The sequence below is a fragment of the Acinetobacter sp. V91_7 genome, from assembly GCF_031799075.1.
In the GTDB taxonomy this organism is placed as follows: Bacteria; Pseudomonadota; Gammaproteobacteria; order Pseudomonadales; family Moraxellaceae; genus Acinetobacter; species Acinetobacter calcoaceticus.
The window spans coordinates 16979-36605 of record NZ_JAVQNT010000021.1 but is presented as its reverse complement, the minus strand read 5'-3'; the positions used below and the strand labels follow the sequence as shown (position 1 = coordinate 36605).

The following is a 19627-nucleotide window of genomic DNA, read 5'->3' as shown; positions in this document are numbered from 1 at the left end:
CGTAATTACTGTTTAGATGCTTCGATAAGTTCGATGAAATGATCGAACAAAGGTGCACAATCATGTGGACCAGGGCTTGCTTCAGGGTGACCTTGGAAGCTGAAAGCTGGTTTGTCTGTACGGTGGATACCTTGTAGGGTGCCATCGAACAATGATTTATGCGTTGCTTTTAAGTTAGCCGGTAAAGTTTCTGCATCTACAGCAAAACCATGGTTCTGTGAAGTAATCATCACTGTACCATCTTCAAGATTTTGTACAGGATGGTTAGCACCGTGGTGACCATGGTTCATTTTTACAGTTTTTGCGCCAGAAGCGAGTGCCAGAATTTGGTGACCTAGGCAGATACCAAATACAGGTAATGTTGTGGTTTCAACAATAGTTTTTACAGATTCGATCGCGTAATCACAAGCAGCTGGGTCGCCAGGACCATTTGAGAGGAATACGCCATCCGGATTAAGTGCCAATACTTTTTCAGCCGGAGTTTCTGCAGGAACAACGGTTAGTTTGCAACCGCGGTCTGCAAGCATACGCAAGATGTTGGTTTTGACACCGTAATCGTATGCAACTACATGGTATTTTAATTCAGGTTGAGAGAAGCCTTTGCCTAAGGTCCATGAACCTTCAGACCATTCAAAACCTGTTGGATCACAACATTCTTTTGCAAGGTCTAAACCGTTTAAGCCACCAAAAGCACGTGCTTTTGCAATCGCTTCTTCTTCTGTAATATTTTCGCCAGCAAGGATACATCCGTTTTGGGCGCCAGTCTGACGTAAAATACGAGTCAGTTTACGAGTATCGATATCTGCGATAGCAACAACATTATGCGCTTGCAAATATTCACTCAACGACTGCTCAGCACGGAAATTACTGTGTAGTAGTGGAAGGTCACGAATAATTAAACCATTCGCCCATACTTTATGGATACGACCAGATTCAACGTCTTCCGAGTTGCAACCAGTGTTGCCAATATGAGGGTAAGTTAATGTCACAATTTGTTGTGCATAACTTGGGTCAGTCAAAATTTCTTGATAGCCTGTCATGGCTGTGTTAAAAACGACTTCTCCAGTCGTACTTCCCGGTGCGCCGATTGACGTTCCTTTAAAGATCGTTCCATCTGCGAGGGCTAAAATGGCGGGGATGCTCAAACCAAAGCTCCTGAATTTCGGCTGTAAAAAAGCGAGTAGACCCAAAAAAGATCGGCGATGTTTGGATAAAACATGCCCTCCCTATCGGTCTGCCCGCTTGTAACTTAACAGCGCATTATACGCATGGAACCCTCTAAAGTCTATTTCTTTTCTGCTAAAAAATATAATTCATTGCTTGCTTTTTACAAAAAAATATCCGCTTATCTGAATTCGATACTTTTGATAAATTGTCTAACAATTTGGAAGAGGAATTCTTGGAACTAGATTTATTGTATTGCTAGTTAAAAAATAAACAATATGAGGAAATAGTATGAGCAATAATGAAGTTTCAAAAGATGTGAGCGAAAAAGCTCAAGCAGTCGTTGAGTCGGTAAAAGCTGAGGTTAATGAAGTGAAAGAAACCATAGCTGCTACTACAACTAAGGCTAAAAAAACAGTAACTGCTAAAACTGCACAGGTAAAAGAAGCTGTTGCCGAAAAAACTGAGCAAGTTAAAGAAGTTGCTACAGAAGCAACAACTCAGGTAAAAGAGGCAATTACTGAGACTCAAGAGCAAGTCAAAGAAGTTTTAAGCGAGACTCAAGAGAAAATTGAAGCTGAAACTCACGAATTAAATAAGAACATTCAAAATCAATTTGTTCAAATTAAACAAGATATTCTACAGCGTCTGGATGTGATTAAAGCTCAGTTTAGTACTTCACAAGAAGGTTTGTCTGACCTTAAAAATGCCTTGAAAGCAGAAATTAATGCACTTATTGAAGATTTAACGAAAGTGAGCAAAGAGCTTAAGGGTGATATTAGCCAGATTTCTTTGAAACACAAAGATTCTCTAAGTGAAAGTATTAAGCGTACTAAAAGTAATGCAGTCGAAGCTTGGAATAAAGCGCGAGATAATTAATGATCTCTGCTTTGATCCAGCTATAAAAAAGCGAGAATTAATTTCTCGCTTTTTTATTTTTAGAACTGATGTAACCAGTCACGTTTATTATGGAAATCTGCACTTTTTCCACTATGCTGCATTGCATAGTACTGCATACCTTCTTTGGTCTTTAAAACTGTAGTCAAACCTAAATAAAGGTTTGCCCATTTCAAGCGATGCTGTTGCATAAATTGTCCTAAATCAAGACTAACATTTAAGCCATAGTGAGTACGCTTGAGATGATTCAGTTCAATATCGTAAGCAGCAAGGGGAGGTATACTTTCTGGATAGCGATATTCTTCAAACTGATATGACTGCCATGCTTGAGAAGGGGAAAGATTAATTTCCCGATAATAATCTTCACCATGCACGCCAACAAAAATTTCGAAACAAGTTTCTTCCCACAAAAAATCTTGACGAGGATGAGCCGCGACTTCTTGAGGCCAGATAATAAGTTGATTTGGATCACGAATCCAAAAACCGATATTTAAGGTATAGGGTGCTTGCTGTTCAATTGCACCAACAACGGAAACAGCTTGAAAACGATCAAAAGCTGAAAGTTCGTAACTTGCCATAGTTTGTCAAATTAAATTAGTTTGCTAGATGAGCGTGACGAACAAGATTAGATAAATGCTGGTTTTGTTTAGCTGCCTTTTTGTAAAGCAAAACAATTTTACCAATTTTTTGCACAGCTTGAGCACCTGTAGCTTCTACAATTGCGTCAATTGTTGCAGTGCGTGCTTCACGGTCTTCACCAGCAATCTTAACTTTAATAAGCTCATGGTCATTTAAAGCACGAAGCGTTTCTTCGATTACCGCGTCTGTTAAGCCTTGTCCACCAATCATGACAACTGGATTAAGCACATGACCAATTTGACGTAAACGTTTACGTTCATGGATAGATAAAGCGGCCATTAAAAATACCTGATTTTAAAAACGGCTTAGTATAGCAAAAAACTTAAATCCAGATGTACGAAAAACTGTATAAATAATCGATCAACATTATTGGAAAAAAACTGTAAAACTTAGTGAGATTACGCTACATCCGTACTGTAATGAGAGTAATTTTCACGTACAATGAACGATCAGAAGTTTTTTTGATATTTAGTGAGTTATGGCAACACGCATTACAAACCAGAAATTGTCGAAAAGTAGTCGTGTATGGATGAGGGAACATCTGGACGATCCTTTTGTAAAAAAAGCACAAAAGGAAGGATATCGTGCTCGAGCAGCCTATAAACTTCTTGAAATCCAAGAAAAATATAAGTTGATCAAGCCAGGCATGACTGTAGTGGATTTAGGCGCGGCTCCTGGTAGTTGGTCTCAAATCGCTGGGAAACTCGTTGGTAGCAAAGGTTTAGTGGTTGCTTCCGACATTTTGCCTATGGATGCTTTGCCTGATGTCACTTTCTTACAAGGCGACTTTAGAGAAGAAGATGTATTTGAAAAATTGTTAAATATTTTAAATGGGCGACAAGTAGACATTGTAATTTCTGATATGGCCCCCAATACATCAGGTAATAGGGCCGTTGATCAACCTAGACAGATTTACTTATGTGAATTGGCTTTAGATTTCGCTCAAAAGGTTCTGGGTCCTAATGGACAATTTGTTGTTAAAGTGTTCCAGGGCACAGGATTCGATGAGTTTCGTAAACAAGTAGTTGATAGTTTTGATGTGTTAAAGACAGCAAAACCAGCAGCTTCTCGGGCGCGGTCTAAAGAGGTTTTTTTGATTGGACAAGGGCGTAAGAAAGCATTGCAATAAAGTTTACTTGCCAAGCTCCTAAAAATTGTGCATTTTGTACTTTTAGGTTATCCGCAAGCAATACAGTTGCTGCTTTTATGACGATCGGCCAAGATTGGGCATGATCAAATTAGATCGATATGGGAATAAAGCTTTGAGCGATTACTTCAAGAATGCCGTATTGTGGCTAATAATACTTGGTGTTCTGATTTTAATTTTCAGTAATATCAGTGACCGCAATAAGCCTACTGCGATGAAATATTCAGATTTCGTTGCAGCGGTGAATAGTGGCCAAATTAAGCAAGTCACAATTGACGGTTTAAATATTAATGGTGAAAAAACTAACGGATCACAGTTTGAAACTGTTCGTCCGCAAGTTGAAGACACTGAGCTTATGCCAAGCTTAAATAAACAAAATGTTGTTGTAGAGGGAACAGCTCCACAACGTCAAGGCATTTTGATGCAACTTCTCATTGCTAGTTTCCCTGTACTGTTAATCATTTTGTTATTCATGTTCTTTATGCGTAACATGGGTGGTGGTGCAGGCGGAAAGAATGGACCGATGAGTTTTGGTAAATCGAAGGCAAAAATGCTTTCTGAAGACCAGATCAAAGTCAATTTTTCTGACGTCGCCGGCTGTGATGAAGCAAAACAAGAAGTTGTTGAAATTGTAGATTTCTTAAAAGACCCAGCAAAATTCAAACGTTTGGGCGCTACTATTCCTCGTGGCGTACTTATGGTTGGTCCTCCGGGTACTGGTAAAACGTTATTAGCTAAAGCAATTGCTGGTGAAGCGAAGGTTCCTTTCTTCAGCATTTCAGGTTCTGACTTTGTAGAAATGTTCGTGGGTGTGGGTGCGTCCCGTGTTCGTGACATGTTTGAGCAAGCGAAGCGTCACGCGCCATGTATCATCTTTATTGATGAGATTGATGCAGTGGGTCGTCACCGTGGTTCAGGTACAGGTGGTGGTCATGATGAGCGTGAACAAACCTTAAACCAAATGCTTGTAGAGATGGACGGTTTTGAAGGTAATGAAGGCGTCATTGTTATTGCTGCAACTAACCGTGTTGATGTGCTTGATAAAGCATTATTGCGTCCGGGGCGTTTTGACCGTCAAGTAATGGTTGGTTTGCCGGATATACGTGGTCGTGAGCAAATTCTGAATGTACATTTGAAAAAGTTACCTTCAGTCACGGGTGTGGACATGCAAGTCTTAGCGCGTGGTACACCAGGTTTCTCTGGTGCACAGTTGGCAAATCTTGTTAACGAAGCTGCATTATTTGCTGCACGTCGTAATAAGAATACTGTTGATATGCATGACTTTGAAGATGCAAAAGACAAAATCTACATGGGTCCAGAGCGTAAGTCGATGGTTCTACGTGAAGAAGAGCGTCGTGCTACTGCTTATCATGAAGCTGGCCATGCAATTGTTGCAGAGATTTTGCCTGGTACAGATCCTGTTCATAAAGTAACAATCATGCCACGTGGTTGGGCTTTGGGTGTAACTTGGCAGTTACCTGAACAAGACCAGATTAGCCATTATAAAGACAAGATGCTAAACGAAATTGCGATTTTGTTTGGTGGTCGTATTGCTGAAGAAGTGTTTATCCAACAGCAATCTACTGGTGCTTCAAATGACTTTGAGCGAGCTACTAAAATGGCGCGTGCCATGGTTACTAAGTACGGTATGTCTGACAAAATGGGCGTAATGGTTTATGAAGACGAAAACCAGAATGGTTTCTTTGGAAATGTAGGTAGTCGTACTATCTCTGAAGCAACTCAACAGTTGGTTGACGAAGAAGTACGCCGTATTCTTGATGAGCAATATAAAGTTGCACGTAATATCTTGGAAGGTAATAAAGATATTGCACATGCAATGGTAAAAGCTTTGATGGAGTGGGAAACCATTGATCGTGATCAAATTCGTGACATTATGGAAGGTCGTGAACCACAACCACCTAAGGTCTATGTTGCTGAAAATCCAGTGGCTGCATTTGAACCACCAAAAGATGGTCCATCTACACCACCACCATTACCAGCAATGAACTAAACCAGTTAAAAAAAAGAGCCACTATCATGTGGCTCTTTTTTTTATACGTGTATTTCAGACAAAGCCGAAAAGAAATCAACAGTATATCGAGCAGAGACTTGTTAAAATGTTGCCGAATATTAAATTGGAGCTTGTCATGCAGTTAATGCCTTTACCTCAGCAAATTCTACAATGTGGACAGCTTCAGTTAGATTTATCACAGCCTCACGTTATGGGCATTTTAAATGTCACACCAGACTCTTTTAGTGATGGTGGAAAGCATAATCAGTTAGATCAAGCTGTGGCGTATGCATTAAATATGATTGAACAAGGCGCCACAATTATAGATGTTGGCGGGGAATCTACTCGACCAGGTGCATCAGAAGTAAGTGTAGAAGAAGAAGTGCGACGAGTTGTTCCTGTAGTTGAAGCTTTAGCTAAACATGATGTGGTTCTATCGATTGATACAAGTCAGCCAGATGTTATCCGTGCAGCGAAAGAAGCGGGGGCACATATTTGGAATGATGTGCGTGCGCTTACTCGACCAGATGCATTAAAAACGGCAGCAGAGTTAGATATACCTGTAGTGATCATGCATATGCGTGGTGAGCCCACCACAATGAATCAGCTAGATCAATATACGGATGTTACATTGGATGTGATGCAAGAGCTTCAGCAGCGTATTAATGAGGCTCTAGCCGCTGGTGTGAAAAAGCATAATATTATTATTGATCCGGGATTTGGTTTTGCAAAAAATGCACAGCAAAATTTAAAACTATTAAAAGAGTTTTGGAAACTTAATGATATGGGTTATCCAATTTTATCGGGTCTTTCTCGTAAACGTTTTATTGGTGAAGCTTTAAAGGGTGTAGCAGCAGATCAACGCGCGGTAGGAAGCGTTACAGGGCATTTGCTTAGTATTCAGCAAGGAGCATCCATTGTTCGTGCACATGATGTAAAAGCCATGCATGATGCAATTCTCGTTTGGAAAGCGATGGAACAAGCTTGAAGAAACAGGTTTTTATAATCAGATTATGATTAATTAATTGCATGGACTGGATGATTGAGTCAGGGAAAATTGTCGTTATTATTTTGAAAATATGTTATAAGCGGCAGGTTTCTGCTGCTGTGTAAACTTTTGTATGTTCGAAGACTTACTTCTCCCAATGTTTGATGATGAGTATTATCCAGATATTTTAGTCGCTGAACTCAAGCAGTTAATTGAACAATTTGCCAAAAAAGTTCAAAAGTCTGCTTTAGCTGATCAGGATATCTATCGATATGCTCATCAAACTGTTATTGAAATTAATGAAATGAAACCACAGTTCGAAGATCTGGATTCTTCACTAGATGATAGTGCTGCTGACTATATTGCTGAGGCAATGATGATGGTGGCGCAGGGTGCAGGATATTTAGATCTTGAGATGGAAGAGCTGGTTGTGAATCGAGAGTGGTGATTACTCTCGATTCTCAATATTTTCAAATGCATCTAATAAATGACAAGATGCCTTTGAATGAATTTCGTTTATTTCTTTAATTTTTAACACTAAAACACCATTCTCTTGATAATCGGCATCTGCTAATAAACTGATCCAATAAGTTTCTCGTTTTTGTTGTAATGCTTTGAATTTATCTATGATCTGCTCAGGTGCTTTAATTAAGTAATCATCTTTGGTAATAGAGCAGCGTGAAAAGTACCAGTTGTCATCTTTGAAAGAAATAGTGCCAGAAAAAAGATCTGTAGCGTAAACCTTGGATATGGAGAGGATGTTACACAGAAGTAATAATATTCTTATCATAAAATTCATTTTAATTAGGCATAAAAAAACCAGCTTACGCTGGATTCTTTGTAACACCAAATTCAATATTTGAAAATGGTGCCCGGGGCCGGACTCGAACCGGCACGCTTTGTGGGCGGGGGATTTTAAATCCCCTGTGTCTACCTATTTCACCACCCGGGCATGTGCGCAATAATAGATGACAAGACGGCGATTGGCAAGAGAAAATCGGATAGTTTGCTTTATTTTCAATCAGTTCGTACATGTATTTAAAAATAAGATCTACTTAAGTCATAATTTCTTCATCAAATTGAGATCAGTTGTTCATCTTATCTACTTAAGTTTAAGACACTCATTGCTTAAAACTTAGGTAGTTGTATGTCAGAAAAAATTTCACGCCGAGAATTAATTCAAAAAAGTCTATTCGGTTTTGGGGCGCTGTCTTTGCCTGTAGCTTTTACGGGTTGTAATGATGGCTCAGACGATGAAAGTGCAGAGGCACAAGCAGATTTTTTACATGGAGTTGCGAGTGGCGACCCTTTGCAAGATAAAGTGATTTTATGGACGCGATTAACACCAGTAGATCTTGGTGCGCGCCTTAAAGTTACGTGGGAAATTGCCACTGATAATCAATTTAAGCAGAATTTAAAGACGGGGATGGTTGAAACGACCAAGACTGACGACTTCACGGTAAAGGTGGATGCAACAGGGCTACAGGCGAATACCATTTATTATTATCGTTTCCGTTTTGGAAATAAAATTTCATCTGTTGGTCAAGCTAAAACATTACCAATAAGTACTAATAAAGTTACTTTTGCCGTATGTTCTTGCTCGAACTATCCGGCAGGTTATTTTTATGTTTACCGTGAAATGGCAAAGCAGAATGTCGATGTCATTATTCATTTAGGTGATTATATTTATGAGTATGGGGCAGATGGTTATGCGGCGGAAGATGCAGCAAAACTTGGTCGAACCTTACCAACAGATAATAATAAAGAAATTATCAAACTAGATGATTATCGCAAACGTTATGCACTTTATCGTCAAGATAAAGACTTGCAAGCAGCTCACCAGCGTCATCCTTTTATTGTAATTTGGGATGACCATGAGTTAGCAAATGATACTTGGCGTGATGGGGCCGAAAATCATCAAAGTGATGAAGGGGCTTTTTCTGATCGTAAATTAGCTGCTCTACAAGCTTATTTTGAATGGATGCCTATTCGCCCAGTTTCTAACACAGATCATCTAAATATTTACCGGCAGTTTAATTTTGGTTCATTGGTTGAGCTGACGATGTTGGATACGCGTATTATTGCGCGTGATAAACAGCTTGAATATGCTGATTATATGACAGCTGCTGGTTTGAATGCTCAAAAGTTTCAGGTCGACTTAACTGATCCAAAGCGTACTTTAATGGGCTATACACAAAGGGATTGGTTGGTTGATAAATTGAAGCAATCTACAGCAACATGGAATGTGATTGGTCAGCAAGTTCTAATGAGTAAGATGTGGATTCCTGCCGAGTTATTGTTGTCTTTAGGGCAAATTACTTCAGGTGGGGCTTCGGCTGAAACCTTGGCTAAAATGAATGCGCAAATTACAGAGCTAGTCACCTTGAAATTGCGATTAGAACAGGGCGATCCAACATTAACTGCTCAAGAGAAAACGCGAGTCACAACAGTAGTGCCATATAACCTCGATGCTTGGGATGGTTATTATGCTGAACGTGAAACCGTATATGAAAACTTAGCTAGTTTGAATAAGAAAGTTATTGTTCTGGCAGGCGATACTCATAATGCATGGGCATCTTATTTGTATAGCCAAAAAGGTAAATATGTTGGGGTTGAGCTGGCGACGAGTTCAGTTTCTTCACCAGGCCTTGAGAAATATTTAAGTATTCCAATAGCTCAACTACAGCAGTTTGAATTTGCCTTTACTACGCTTATTGATGAATTGGCTTATTGTAATTTAAATCAGCGAGGCTATTTGTTGGTTACGTTGGATCAAGCACACGTGCAGTCGGACTGGATTTTTGTAGATTCAATTAAAAATGCAGAATATAAAGTAGATACAAGTCGACAATATCAATTGGTATTAGATATGAATTTGACACCTGAAAAAGACAAGCAAAAAACCGCGTAGATATATTTAGTAGGGTAAGGGGTGCTAAGTAGCATCCTTTATTTTTTATAGGCATAAAAAAACCAGCTTGCGCTGGATTCTTTATGGCACCATTTTCAATATTAGAAAATGGTGCCCGGGGCCGGACTCGAACCGGCACGCTTTGTGGGCGGGGGATTTTAAATCCCCTGTGTCTACCTATTTCACCACCCGGGCTTTACCAAATTTGGAGGCGGAGGTCGGAATCGAACCGGCGTCCACGGAGTTGCAGTCCGCTGCATGACCACTCTGCCACCCCGCCTACATTTGGTGATGCACATATTAGCAACCTTTACAGAAAAAACAATACTGTTTTTAGTGAAGATGAACATAAAAGCAACATCTAGAATAAAATTGTCCAAATAATCATGTATTATTGGCATATTAAATTCATGTCTACCTTGGAGATGTGCTGTGGCATTGGTTTTAGACGGTCGCGCATTAGCAAAGCAAATTGAAGAAAATTTGTCGGTACGTGTTGAAGCTTTGAAAGCTAAAACAGGTCGTACCCCAATTTTGGCGACTATTTTGGTTGGGGATGATGGCGCATCTGCAACTTATGTACGCATGAAAGGAAATGCCTGCCGTCGAGTAGGGATGGATTCTTTAAAAATTGAATTATCACAAGAAACAACAACAGAACAATTATTAGCAGAAATCGAAAAGCTAAATACCAATCCAGATGTTCACGGTATTCTTTTACAACATCCCGTACCTGCACAGATTGATGAACGCGCATGTTTTGATGCGATTTCGTTAGCTAAAGATGTAGATGGCGTGACTTGCCTCGGTTTTGGTCGTATGGCAATGGGTGAAGCTGCATATGGTTCAGCAACTCCAGCTGGCATTATGACTATTCTAAAAGAGAACAACATTGAAATTGCGGGCAAACATGCAGTTGTAGTTGGTCGTTCAGCAATTTTAGGTAAACCAATGGCAATGATGCTTTTGCAAGCCAATGCAACAGTAACGATTTGTCATTCACGCACACAAAACTTACCTGAGCTTGTGAAACAGGCTGACATTATTGTTGGTGCTGTAGGTAAGGCTGAACTTATTCAAAAAGATTGGATTAAACAAGGTGCAGTGGTTGTCGATGCTGGTTTCCATCCTCGTGATGGCGGTGGTGTAGGCGACATCCAGCTACAAGGTATCGAAGAAATTGCTTCTGCATACACACCAGTACCAGGTGGTGTAGGTCCAATGACAATTACAACTTTGATTCGTCAAACTGTAGAAGCTGCTGAAAAAGCTTTAGGTTAATTTAATTAACGTTAGGCTGTTATTGATACGCGTAACCGTCATCCGCAATTGTTTGAGGCAGAAATACATTGAAAAATTAATGTTTCTGCGATGCTTTCGATTCTAGAGAGTATCTGCCGAGTTTTGCGGATGACAATGGTTTTGCCTACTTTTCCCGAAAGAAAAGTAGGTCCAACCGAAGGTTATTCTAAAAATTCAAATCATAATGGAATGACTCTGTTATGCTTGTTATAAAAATGAATTAAAAGAAATCTGATGAGCTGTACCTTTCAATTGACCAAAGCCCCTGAACATTTACTTCAAGCCTTGCATGAAGTCATCCCTCATTGTGAGTTAATAGCACAGCAGTTACCAGAAACACCTATTTCTTTATGGTTGATTCCGCCAGTTTTTCCAACTGATCGCTTAGATGATGAAATTATTCGCCGTATTTGGAATGACACGCCGTACTGGATTTTTTGTTGGGCATCTGGTTTAGCAATGGCGCAGTGGTTGCTTGCGGAGCCACATCATGTCAAAGATAAAGTTGTTCTCGATTTTGGTGCAGGTTCTGGTGTTGTTGCAATTGCAGCAAAAATGGCTGGCGCTAAAAGAGTAATTTGTTGTGATATTGATCAGGTTAGTCTAAATGCTTGCCGTGAAAATGCATTGCTTAATGGTGTAGAGCTGGAATATTTAGACGATTTATATAAAGCAGAGCAAGTTGATATTTTATTGGCTGCTGATGTGTTATATGACCAGTGCAACCGTTTCTTCTTAGATGAGTTTTTAAAGTTTGCGCCAGAAGTCTGGGTCGCAGATAGCCGTGTTAAAAACTTTAGCCATCCTAAATATCAAAAAATTGATGAAAGAAGTGCATCAACATGGCCAGACCTTGATGAAGCAAAAGAATTTAGAAATGTAAGTTTTTATAAGACGCTGTAAAAACAGCGTCTTTTTTATATTATGAGCAAGTATAACGAACGACTTTTAGCGTACTCGGGCGTGCTTCAAGCGCTTGGCGAGTCGCATAATCTTCACCGTTGTTTAAGCTCGGTGTATTAGATAAACCAAATGAGGCACGAGTTTCACCCAATTGAACACCATAATGTTCTTGTTGAGCTGGGTTTGAAATCTCATTAATGCTGAGAACTGACAATTTATAAACTTTTTGAGCACCCAATACATTTTGACAAGCGCGTTGCAATTTACGTTCATCTAATTGCTGATTAGTACGGCTAGCCAATGTATAAGCTAAAGTTGCGGAAGTTTTTGTTTGGTTTTCAATCTGATAGCCAGTTGAGCCATTATATTGTCGAGGGGTGGTCTGACAAGCAGTTAAAATAAACATGCTACTTAATGCCAAACATAAAATACTTCTATTCATCAGTATCATCCTTATATTCTTATCTCTAGTATCTCATAAACACAACGATTGTTGGGGCTTAATCGCACGATTTAAGCTAACATCGGCTGGCGATATTAGCGCTTATTGGTAAAATATTAATGTTCTTTAATTTTTGAATGATGCTTAGTATCTTTCATAAAAATATAAATAATGAGTGAAATGAAGATCATAATAGTTACATAAATAAAGTACCAAGATTCATGACCAGCCTCTTTAAAACTCAAAGCAAAGAACTCTGCTGTACCGCCAAACAAGGTATTGGCAATCGCGTAGGGTAAAGCTACTCCTAAAGCCCGAATATGAGCAGGGAAAAGTTCAGCTTTAACCACGGCATTAATTGATGTATAGCCCGTTACCATGACTAGACCTGCCAAACATAACCAGAAAGCAGTCCAATAATTATGTGTGGTTGCAAGGGTATTAAATAAAATATAAGTAAATAAAACCCCAGTTACACCAAAAGTGATCATGAGTGGTTTACGTCCGATTCGGTCTGACAAAGCACCAGCTACAGGTTGTAAGCACATGAAAATAAATAGCGCTAAAGTGGTAATTTGAGTGGCTTCGGGTTTTGTAAAACCGGAAGTATTCACTAAATATTTTTGTAGGTAAGTGGTGTAAGTATAAAAAGCTAAAGTTCCGCCAGCTGTTAAAAATAATACTGTAAAAGCTTCTTTTGGGTAGTGCTTGAATAAAGCAAACATACCTGATTGTGGCTGGTCTTTTTCAGCTTGAGCATTTTTAAAAGATTGTGTTTCTAATAAGCCACGACGAATACGGAACACAACAATGGCAAGTAAAGCGCCAATAAAGAATGGAATGCGCCATCCCCAATCATGCAACTGTTGTTCGGTTAATACTATTTGTAATATTAAAAGAACACATAGAGCCGTCAATTGTCCTGCAATTAAGGTTACATATTGAAAGCTTGAGAAAAAACCACGCCGATTTCTTTCAGCCATTTCACTTAAATAGGTAGCGCTTGCACCATATTCACCGCCTACACTTAAACCTTGAATTAAACGTGCGACAACCAAAAGTAGTGGAGCGAATACGCCAATGCTTTCATAGGAAGGGGTGACTGCAATGAGTAGAGAACCGACACACATTAAAGTGACGGAAAGTGTAAGGCCTGCTTTACGTCCTTTACGGTCTGAATAGATTCCCATAATCCATGCACCGATTGGGCGCATTAAGAAACCTACAGCAAAAATAGCTGCAGCTTGTAGCAACTGTGCAGTTTGGCTACCTTTTGGGAAAAAAGCATGAGCAAAATAGAGGGTAAATGCGGCATATACATACCAGTCGTACCATTCGACAAGGTTACCAGCAGAACCACCTAAAATTGATTTTAGGCGAGTTTTTGTATCTAAATGAGGTTGTGGAGTTGTTGCTGTAGAGGGTTGATCAACCATGGGTCGCTCCATGTTTCGCTTGGGTTGAATGCTAAAAAAGAGAGAATTTATTCCGTTTTTACATATTATCCAGAGGAGTATTTCACTTTATTTTTTTTATGTCTGTAAAACAATGTTTATTATTTAAGCAAAGGGATAGGTTGAATATTTATGTGGTTTCAAATTAGACAATTCGCATGTTCTTGTAGCTAAATTTTGACTTACTGCACATTATTTTCCCATAAAGATAAGAAAATTGATCAAGAATGACCAATGTTTAGTTTAACAAGCAATATATGCGTTAAAAACAATGATATATTCCAAAGAAAATTTTGAATAATGCAGTTAGACATGATGTTTTATCGTCATGAGCTAGTGTGTGTAAATAATGAAAGGGACGTTCAGATGTCAAATTGCCCGAAAAAATATATTGTCGCTTTCGATCAGGGAACAACAAGCTCAAGAGCAATTGTTTTAGATCATGATGCTAACGTTGTAAGTATTGCTCAAAAAGAATTTACCCAGATTTATCCTCAACCAGGTTGGGTGGAGCATGATCCTATGGAAATTTGGGCGACACAAAGTGCGGTATGGGTAGAGGCATTGGCTCAAGCTGGCATTAAGAGTGAGCAAGTTGCAGCAATTGGGATTACAAACCAGCGAGAAACCACAATTGTATGGGATAAGAAAACAGGAAAACCTATTTACAATGCAATTGTTTGGCAAAGCCGTCAAACTACAGAGATATGTAATCAATTACAAAAGGCGGGTTGGCGAGATCACGTCCGTAAAGTGACAGGTTTGGTGATTGACCCTTATTTTTCTGCCACCAAAATAAAATGGATTCTAGACCGTGTAGAAGGAAGCCGTGAACGGGCCGAGCGAGGGGAGTTATTATTTGGTACGGTCGATACATGGTTAATCTGGAAATTAACCAATGGTGCAGCCCATGTCACTGATTTCACCAATGCTTCGCGAACAATGCTTTTTGATATTGAAAAGCTTGAATGGGATGAGAAACTTTTACAAGCTTTGGATATTCCTAAAGCAATGCTACCAGAGGTGCGTAGTTCATCGGAGGTGTATGGCTATACACATACAATTAGTGGGCAAGAGGTTGGAATTCCAATTGCAGGTATAGCAGGGGATCAACAAGCTGCACTTTTTGGGCAAATGTGCGTAGAACCAGGACAAGCAAAAAATACCTATGGCACAGGCTGTTTTCTTTTAATGAACACGGGTAAAAAGATTGTTCGTTCAGAGCATGGCTTACTGACGACGATTGCTTGTGGTGCACATGGTGAAGTGAACTATGCTTTAGAGGGCGCCGTGTTTAATGGCGGCTCTTGCGTACAGTGGCTTCGTGATGAGTTGAAGGTAATTAAGAACGCTAAAGACTCGGAGCTTTATGCAACACGCGTAAAGGATAGTAATGGCGTATATGTAGTACCTGCCTTTACAGGTTTAGGTGCTCCATATTGGGATCCGACCGCTCGAGGGGCAATTTTTGGACTCACTCGTGGAGCGAGTATAGAGCATATTATTCGTGCAACTTTAGAGTCAATTGCTTACCAGACACGGGATGTACTTGACGCTATGCAGCAAGATGCAGAAGAAGAGCTTCGAACACTCCGAGTTGATGGTGGAGTAACTGCTAATAATTTCTTAATGCAATTTCAGGCTGATATTTTAGCCACACCAGTTGAACGACCCACTATGAAAGAAACAACAGCCCTAGGAGCTGCTTTTCTTGCTGGATTGGCAACAGGTTTCTGGCAAGATTTAAATGAATTAAGGAGTAAGTCTGCAATAGAAAAAGTTTTTGAACCACGTACCAGTCTTGAAGAAACTGAAGTTATGTATAAGGGATGGTTGAAGGCAGTTCAGCGTAGTCAAAATTGGGCAGAGGATTGATTTCCGCTTAAACTAATTAAATCGCAGAGTAATCAATGACGGGCTAACCTGATAGGTATTTAAAATTGATTATTCTGCTTTTTTGATTGTTGTTTCATCAATTTGATGTTTTAATTTTTAATAACATAAACAATAAAAAGAAAATGAGAAATGACAGTACAAGCTAATGATTATTCAAAAATATATGATATTGCTGTGATTGGTGGCGGTATTAATGGTGTCGGTATTGCTAATGATGCAGCAGGCCGTGGGTTATCCGTATTTTTATGTGAAAAAGACGATTTAGCTAGTCATACCTCATCTGCGAGCAGCAAATTAATTCATGGCGGTTTACGCTATTTAGAACATAAAGAATTTCGGTTGGTCAGGGAAGCTTTAGCAGAGCGTGAAGTCTTGTTGGCTAAAGCGCCTCATATTATTAAACCAATGCGTTTTATTATGCCTCATCGACCACATTTACGTCCTGCATGGTTAATTCGGGCAGGCCTATTTTTTTATGATCATTTAGGAAAACGAGAAAAATTATTAGGATCAAATCTCATTTATTTCAAAGAAGATAGTCCCTTAAAACCAGCTATAACCCGTGGCTTTGAATATTCTGACTGTACTGTAGATGATGCACGTCTTGTCGTATTAAACGCACTACAAGCGAAAGAGAACGGGGCCAAAGTTGTAACACGAACACGATGTATTAAGGCTTATAGACAACAAGAATTGTGGCATCTGGAATTACAAACTGGGGCTGAGCTTTATCAAATACGTGCAAAAGCCTTAGTAAATGCAGCAGGTCCTTGGGTCGAGGAAATTATTAGTGAAAATCTACAATTAAAATCGCCATATCAAATTCGGCTTATACAAGGAAGTCATATTGTTGTGCCTAAACTGTATGATTGCCATAAGGCTTTTATAATGCAAAATGAAGATCGACGTATTGTGTTTGCCATTCCTTATTTAGAACAATACACATTAATAGGTACAACAGATCAGGAATATTTGGATGATCCTCAAAAGGTAAAGGTTACAGAAGTAGAGATTGATTACCTTTTAGCAGTGACAAATTCACATTTTAAAAAGCAGCTCACCCGTGCAGATATTGTAAGTCAGTTTTCCGGAGTTCGTGCTTTATGTGATGATGAGTCAGATAATCCTTCAGCAGTGACCCGTGACTATACTGTGGCGTTGCAAGTGGAAGATGAAATCACTCCATTACTGTCCGTATTTGGTGGAAAGATTACGACCTACCGGAAATTAGCGGAATCAGCTTTGGAACAACTTAGCCCATTTTTCATAGAAATGGGAGAGGAGTGGACCGCAAATGAAGTATTACCTGGTGCAGAGAATTGGACCACACTTGAAGATTTAGTTATAAGGATTCAAAACCAAGTGGAAGGGGTAACTGAGCAGCTTGCTACGCGCTGGGCAAATGCTTATGGCTCTAGAATTTGGAATATTTTGCTGGAGAAAAAAGCTCTTGAGCAGTTAGGACAAGATTTTGGTCACGGTTTATTTGAATCTGAAGTTCAGTATTTATATGAAAATGAATGGGCAAATACGACAGAAGATATATTGTGGCGTAGAACTAAGCTAGGTTTGGCATTTGATGAAACACAAGTAAAAAATTTGGAAAGCTATTTGACTGGACGTCGACAAAAAGATGATGCCGCATAATAAAAAAGGTCGCATATAGCGACCTTTTTTATATTTAGCAATTAGAAGCCAGTTTTTACAGCTTCAAGTAAAGCTGTTTGACGTTCTTTTAATGCTTTTGGTAAGCGTTCACCAAGTTTATTGAATAACTCAGTGTGGCTTTCAATTTCAGTAACCCACTGATCTTTATTTTGAGCTGTGATAAGGTCAAATTCTTCTTTAGAGAAATCAGTACCTTCCCAGTTCAAGTCATCGTAAGTTGGAACAAGACCAATTGGTGTTTCAACAGCGTTTGCACGACCTTCACAACGGTCAATGATCCACTCAAGAACACGCATGTTTTGACCGAAACCAGGCCATACGAAGTTGCCTTCAGCATCACGACGGAACCAGTTTACGTTGAAGATTTTTGGTAATTTATTACCAGCAGCTTCAGCTTTTGTACTTACTTCTTCACCAAGGCTTAACCAGTGATCGAAGTAGTCAGCCATGTTGTAGCCAGCAAATGGAAGCATCGCGAATGGGTCACGACGAACGATACCTTGTTGACCAACAGCAGCAGCAGTGGTTTCTGAACCCATAGTTGCAGCTTTATAAACGCCATCAACCCAATCAAAAGCTTCAGATACTAAAGGAACCGTATCTGCACGGCGACCACCGAAGATAAATGCAGAAATCGGAACACCTGCTGGATTTTCCCAGTCAGCATCGATAGAAGGGCATTGACCAGCAGCAACAGTGAAGCGCGCATTTGGATGAGCAGCTTTTTCACCATTTACGTGAGGTTGACCTTTCCAGTTAGTTAAGTTAGTTGGAATTTCTTTAGAAAGACCTTCCCACCATACTTCACCATCATTAGTCACCGCAACGTTTGTATAGATAACATCTTTGTGAAGAGTTGCCATACAGTTAGGGTTAGTTTTGGTATTTGTACCAGGAGCAACACCAAAGAAACCAGCTTCTGGATTGATTGCGTATAGACGACCATCTTCACCTGGTTTGATCCAGGCAATATCGTCACCTACAGTCTCAATTTTCCAGCCTTCATAGCCTGCTGGTGGAATTAACATTGCGAAGTTTGTTTTACCACATGCAGATGGGAATGCTGCAGCGATATAGTGTTTTTCACCTTGTGGGTTAGTTACACCAAGAATAAGCATATGTTCAGCTAACCAACCTTGTTCGCGTCCCATAACAGAAGCAATACGAAGTGCTAAACATTTCTTACCAAGTAATGCGTTACCGCCATAACCAGAACCATAAGACCAGATTTCACGAGTTTCTGGGTAATGAACGATGTATTTTTCAGGGTTGCAAGGCCATGCAACGTCTTTTTGCCCTTCAGCGAGTGGAGCACCTACGGTATGAATACAAGGAATAAATTCGCCGTCTGTACCTAACACGTCATAAACTGCTTTACCCATACGTGCCATTTTGCGCATGCTAACAGCAACGTAAGGAGAGTCAGTTAACTCAATGCCGATATGAGCAATATGGCTTCCAAGTGGACCCATAGAGAAAGGCACAACGTACATTGTACGACCTTCCATTGACCCTTCAAACAAACCATTTAACTTTTCACGCATAACAGCTGGTTCTTCCCAGTTGTTTGTCGCACCAGCATCTTCTTTCTTATGAGAGCAAATGTAGGTACGATCTTCAACACGCGCAACATCAGATGGATCAGAATTTGCAAGATAAGAACCAGGATGTTTTTCTTGGTTTAATTTCTGCATGGTGCCGTTAGCGATCATCAAGTCGATTAGACGTTGATACTCTTCTTCGCTTCCGTCACACCATTCGATTTTTGCTGGTTTGGTTACGTTTGCAATTTCTTCAACCCATGCGATAAGCTTAGGATGACGAACGAATTCTGGTGCGTTCACTGTGGTCATGGTGAGGCCTATTCAAAATATGTACAACAATGTACAAGTCATTCATTGAGGTACAATGAAAGATCAAATAAAAAAGTGGCTGTATTAAAGCATAAAATCATAAAAAAAATAAGACTAAAGAATAAGAAATAGATATTTTGATTTTTTATTTTTTTTGATTAAAATCATGGGGTTATTGTTTTTTGGTGTATTTTATCCTTTACATTTTTATGTTGTATGTGTGTTATTTATATTATTTATTTATTTTAAAATCAATAACTTGATGTTTAAATTTTTTCTTGAGAATTATTATTGATTAAACAAATGATCATCATTCGAAATTTACATAAAGAGACTTTTATTAGGCGATTTT

The 19627-nt window shown here is 39.4% G+C and carries 17 protein-coding genes, 3 tRNA genes and 1 pseudogene; 11 read left to right on the top strand and 10 right to left on the bottom strand.

What is annotated here, in order from left to right:
- Positions 1-5 precede the first annotated feature (5 nt).
- Complete coding sequence (gene carA, locus RMB03_RS03240) at positions 6-1145, bottom strand: glutamine-hydrolyzing carbamoyl-phosphate synthase small subunit (RefSeq protein ID WP_045429218.1); 1140 nt, start codon at positions 1143-1145, stop codon at positions 6-8.
- Between the two features lie 123 nt (positions 1146-1268).
- Between carA and RMB03_RS03235 the strand changes: the two are divergent.
- Together RMB03_RS03235 and RMB03_RS03230 are read left to right on the top strand one after the other, a co-directional pair.
- Positions 1269-1426: pseudogene (locus RMB03_RS03235) on the top strand (hypothetical protein).
- Positions 1427-1455: 29 nt separating this feature from the next.
- Complete coding sequence (locus tag RMB03_RS03230) at positions 1456-2043, top strand: hypothetical protein (RefSeq protein ID WP_056481669.1); 588 nt, start codon at positions 1456-1458, stop codon at positions 2041-2043.
- A gap of 59 nt (positions 2044-2102) precedes the next feature.
- Here RMB03_RS03230 and RMB03_RS03225 read toward each other — a convergent pair whose 3' ends face one another.
- Positions 2103-2639, bottom strand: coding sequence for a DOMON-like domain-containing protein (locus tag RMB03_RS03225; protein WP_003650074.1), 537 nt, complete (start codon positions 2637-2639; stop codon positions 2103-2105).
- 16 nt (positions 2640-2655) lie between these two features.
- Positions 2656-2979: a ribosome assembly RNA-binding protein YhbY gene (gene yhbY, locus RMB03_RS03220; protein ID WP_003650075.1), complete on the bottom strand. Its 324-nt coding sequence runs from the start codon at positions 2977-2979 to the stop codon at positions 2656-2658.
- Between the two features lie 199 nt (positions 2980-3178).
- Here yhbY and rlmE point away from each other — a divergent pair, with 199 nt between their 5' ends.
- The 4 genes from rlmE (at position 3179) to RMB03_RS03200 (ending at position 7294) form a co-directional block, all read left to right on the top strand.
- Complete coding sequence (rlmE, locus tag RMB03_RS03215) at positions 3179-3829, top strand: 23S rRNA (uridine(2552)-2'-O)-methyltransferase RlmE (RefSeq protein ID WP_005038716.1); 651 nt, start codon at positions 3179-3181, stop codon at positions 3827-3829.
- Positions 3830-3962: 133 nt separating this feature from the next.
- Positions 3963-5858 carry an ATP-dependent zinc metalloprotease FtsH gene (gene ftsH, locus RMB03_RS03210; RefSeq protein WP_026056144.1) on the top strand — a complete coding sequence of 632 codons (1896 nt, stop codon included), beginning with the start codon at positions 3963-3965 and terminating at the stop codon, positions 5856-5858.
- 136 nt (positions 5859-5994) lie between these two features.
- On the top strand, positions 5995-6846 hold the full coding sequence (folP, locus tag RMB03_RS03205) for a dihydropteroate synthase (protein ID WP_311073836.1): 852 nt from the start codon (positions 5995-5997) through the stop codon (positions 6844-6846).
- A 133-nt stretch (positions 6847-6979) separates the two neighbouring features.
- Positions 6980-7294 (top strand): DUF5713 family protein, encoded by a 315-nt coding sequence (locus RMB03_RS03200; protein WP_003650079.1) that lies wholly within the window; start codon positions 6980-6982, stop codon positions 7292-7294.
- On the opposite strand, the gene RMB03_RS03195 is transcribed toward RMB03_RS03200, so the two are convergent.
- Positions 7295-7636 carry a hypothetical protein gene (locus RMB03_RS03195; protein ID WP_311073833.1) on the bottom strand — a complete coding sequence of 114 codons (342 nt, stop codon included), beginning with the start codon at positions 7634-7636 and terminating at the stop codon, positions 7295-7297.
- 76 nt (positions 7637-7712) lie between these two features.
- Positions 7713-7798 (bottom strand) — tRNA-Leu (locus RMB03_RS03190).
- Positions 7799-7993: 195 nt separating this feature from the next.
- Here RMB03_RS03190 and RMB03_RS03185 point away from each other — a divergent pair.
- A complete protein-coding gene (locus RMB03_RS03185; RefSeq protein WP_311073831.1) occupies positions 7994-9757 on the top strand; it encodes an alkaline phosphatase D family protein in 1764 nt (587 codons plus the stop codon).
- A 109-nt stretch (positions 9758-9866) separates the two neighbouring features.
- Here the strand turns inward: RMB03_RS03185 and RMB03_RS03180 are convergent.
- Both RMB03_RS03180 and RMB03_RS03175 read right to left on the bottom strand, forming a co-directional pair.
- Positions 9867-9952, bottom strand: a tRNA-Leu gene (locus tag RMB03_RS03180).
- An 11-nt stretch (positions 9953-9963) separates the two neighbouring features.
- Positions 9964-10037, bottom strand: a tRNA-Cys gene (locus RMB03_RS03175).
- A 152-nt stretch (positions 10038-10189) separates the two neighbouring features.
- Here RMB03_RS03175 and folD point away from each other — a divergent pair.
- On the top strand, positions 10190-11038 hold the full coding sequence (gene folD, locus RMB03_RS03170) for a bifunctional methylenetetrahydrofolate dehydrogenase/methenyltetrahydrofolate cyclohydrolase FolD (RefSeq protein WP_311073829.1): 849 nt from the start codon (positions 10190-10192) through the stop codon (positions 11036-11038).
- Between the two features lie 255 nt (positions 11039-11293).
- The gene (locus tag RMB03_RS03165; RefSeq protein WP_311073827.1) at positions 11294-11962 is read left to right on the top strand and encodes a 50S ribosomal protein L11 methyltransferase; all 669 of its coding nucleotides are present in this window, start codon (positions 11294-11296) and stop codon (positions 11960-11962) included.
- A 19-nt stretch (positions 11963-11981) separates the two neighbouring features.
- Here RMB03_RS03165 and RMB03_RS03160 read toward each other — a convergent pair whose 3' ends face one another.
- Positions 11982-12404: a hypothetical protein gene (locus RMB03_RS03160; protein WP_003650088.1), complete on the bottom strand. Its 423-nt coding sequence runs from the start codon at positions 12402-12404 to the stop codon at positions 11982-11984.
- Positions 12405-12520: 116 nt separating this feature from the next.
- Complete coding sequence (locus tag RMB03_RS03155; RefSeq protein WP_080027650.1) at positions 12521-13852, bottom strand: MFS transporter; 1332 nt, start codon at positions 13850-13852, stop codon at positions 12521-12523.
- Positions 13853-14224: 372 nt separating this feature from the next.
- Between RMB03_RS03155 and glpK the strand changes: the two genes are divergently transcribed.
- Both glpK and glpD read left to right on the top strand, forming a co-directional pair.
- Positions 14225-15733 (top strand): glycerol kinase GlpK, encoded by a 1509-nt coding sequence (glpK, locus tag RMB03_RS03150; RefSeq protein ID WP_311073821.1) that lies wholly within the window; start codon positions 14225-14227, stop codon positions 15731-15733.
- A 150-nt stretch (positions 15734-15883) separates the two neighbouring features.
- A complete protein-coding gene (glpD, locus tag RMB03_RS03145) occupies positions 15884-17401 on the top strand; it encodes a glycerol-3-phosphate dehydrogenase (protein WP_311073819.1) in 1518 nt (505 codons plus the stop codon).
- Positions 17402-17442: 41 nt separating this feature from the next.
- On the opposite strand, the gene RMB03_RS03140 is transcribed toward glpD, so the two are convergent.
- On the bottom strand, positions 17443-19275 hold the full coding sequence (locus RMB03_RS03140) for a phosphoenolpyruvate carboxykinase (GTP) (RefSeq protein ID WP_311073817.1): 1833 nt from the start codon (positions 19273-19275) through the stop codon (positions 17443-17445).
- Between the last annotated feature and the right edge of the window lie 352 nt (positions 19276-19627).

Bases quoted from the DNA above. Each gene is read 5' to 3' on its own strand.
- RMB03_RS03200 (WP_003650079.1), top strand. From the start codon at position 6,980: ATGTTCGAAGACTTACTTCTCCCAATGTTTGATGATGAGTATTATCCA.
- RMB03_RS03185 (WP_311073831.1), top strand. From the start codon at position 7,994: ATGTCAGAAAAAATTTCACGCCGAGAATTAATTCAAAAAAGTCTATTC.
- yhbY (WP_003650075.1), bottom strand. From the start codon at position 2,979: ATGGCCGCTTTATCTATCCATGAACGTAAACGTTTACGTCAAATTGGT.
- RMB03_RS03225 (WP_003650074.1), bottom strand. From the start codon at position 2,639: ATGGCAAGTTACGAACTTTCAGCTTTTGATCGTTTTCAAGCTGTTTCC.
- RMB03_RS03165 (WP_311073827.1), top strand. From the start codon at position 11,294: ATGAGCTGTACCTTTCAATTGACCAAAGCCCCTGAACATTTACTTCAA.
- RMB03_RS03140 (WP_311073817.1), bottom strand. From the start codon at position 19,275: ATGACCACAGTGAACGCACCAGAATTCGTTCGTCATCCTAAGCTTATC.
- glpK (WP_311073821.1), top strand. From the start codon at position 14,225: ATGTCAAATTGCCCGAAAAAATATATTGTCGCTTTCGATCAGGGAACA.
- RMB03_RS03155 (WP_080027650.1), bottom strand. From the start codon at position 13,852: ATGGAGCGACCCATGGTTGATCAACCCTCTACAGCAACAACTCCACAA.
- glpD (WP_311073819.1), top strand. From the start codon at position 15,884: ATGACAGTACAAGCTAATGATTATTCAAAAATATATGATATTGCTGTG.
- RMB03_RS03195 (WP_311073833.1), bottom strand. From the start codon at position 7,636: ATGATAAGAATATTATTACTTCTGTGTAACATCCTCTCCATATCCAAG.
- folP (WP_311073836.1), top strand. From the start codon at position 5,995: ATGCAGTTAATGCCTTTACCTCAGCAAATTCTACAATGTGGACAGCTT.
- RMB03_RS03160 (WP_003650088.1), bottom strand. From the start codon at position 12,404: ATGAATAGAAGTATTTTATGTTTGGCATTAAGTAGCATGTTTATTTTA.
- rlmE (WP_005038716.1), top strand. From the start codon at position 3,179: ATGGCAACACGCATTACAAACCAGAAATTGTCGAAAAGTAGTCGTGTA.
- RMB03_RS03230 (WP_056481669.1), top strand. From the start codon at position 1,456: ATGAGCAATAATGAAGTTTCAAAAGATGTGAGCGAAAAAGCTCAAGCA.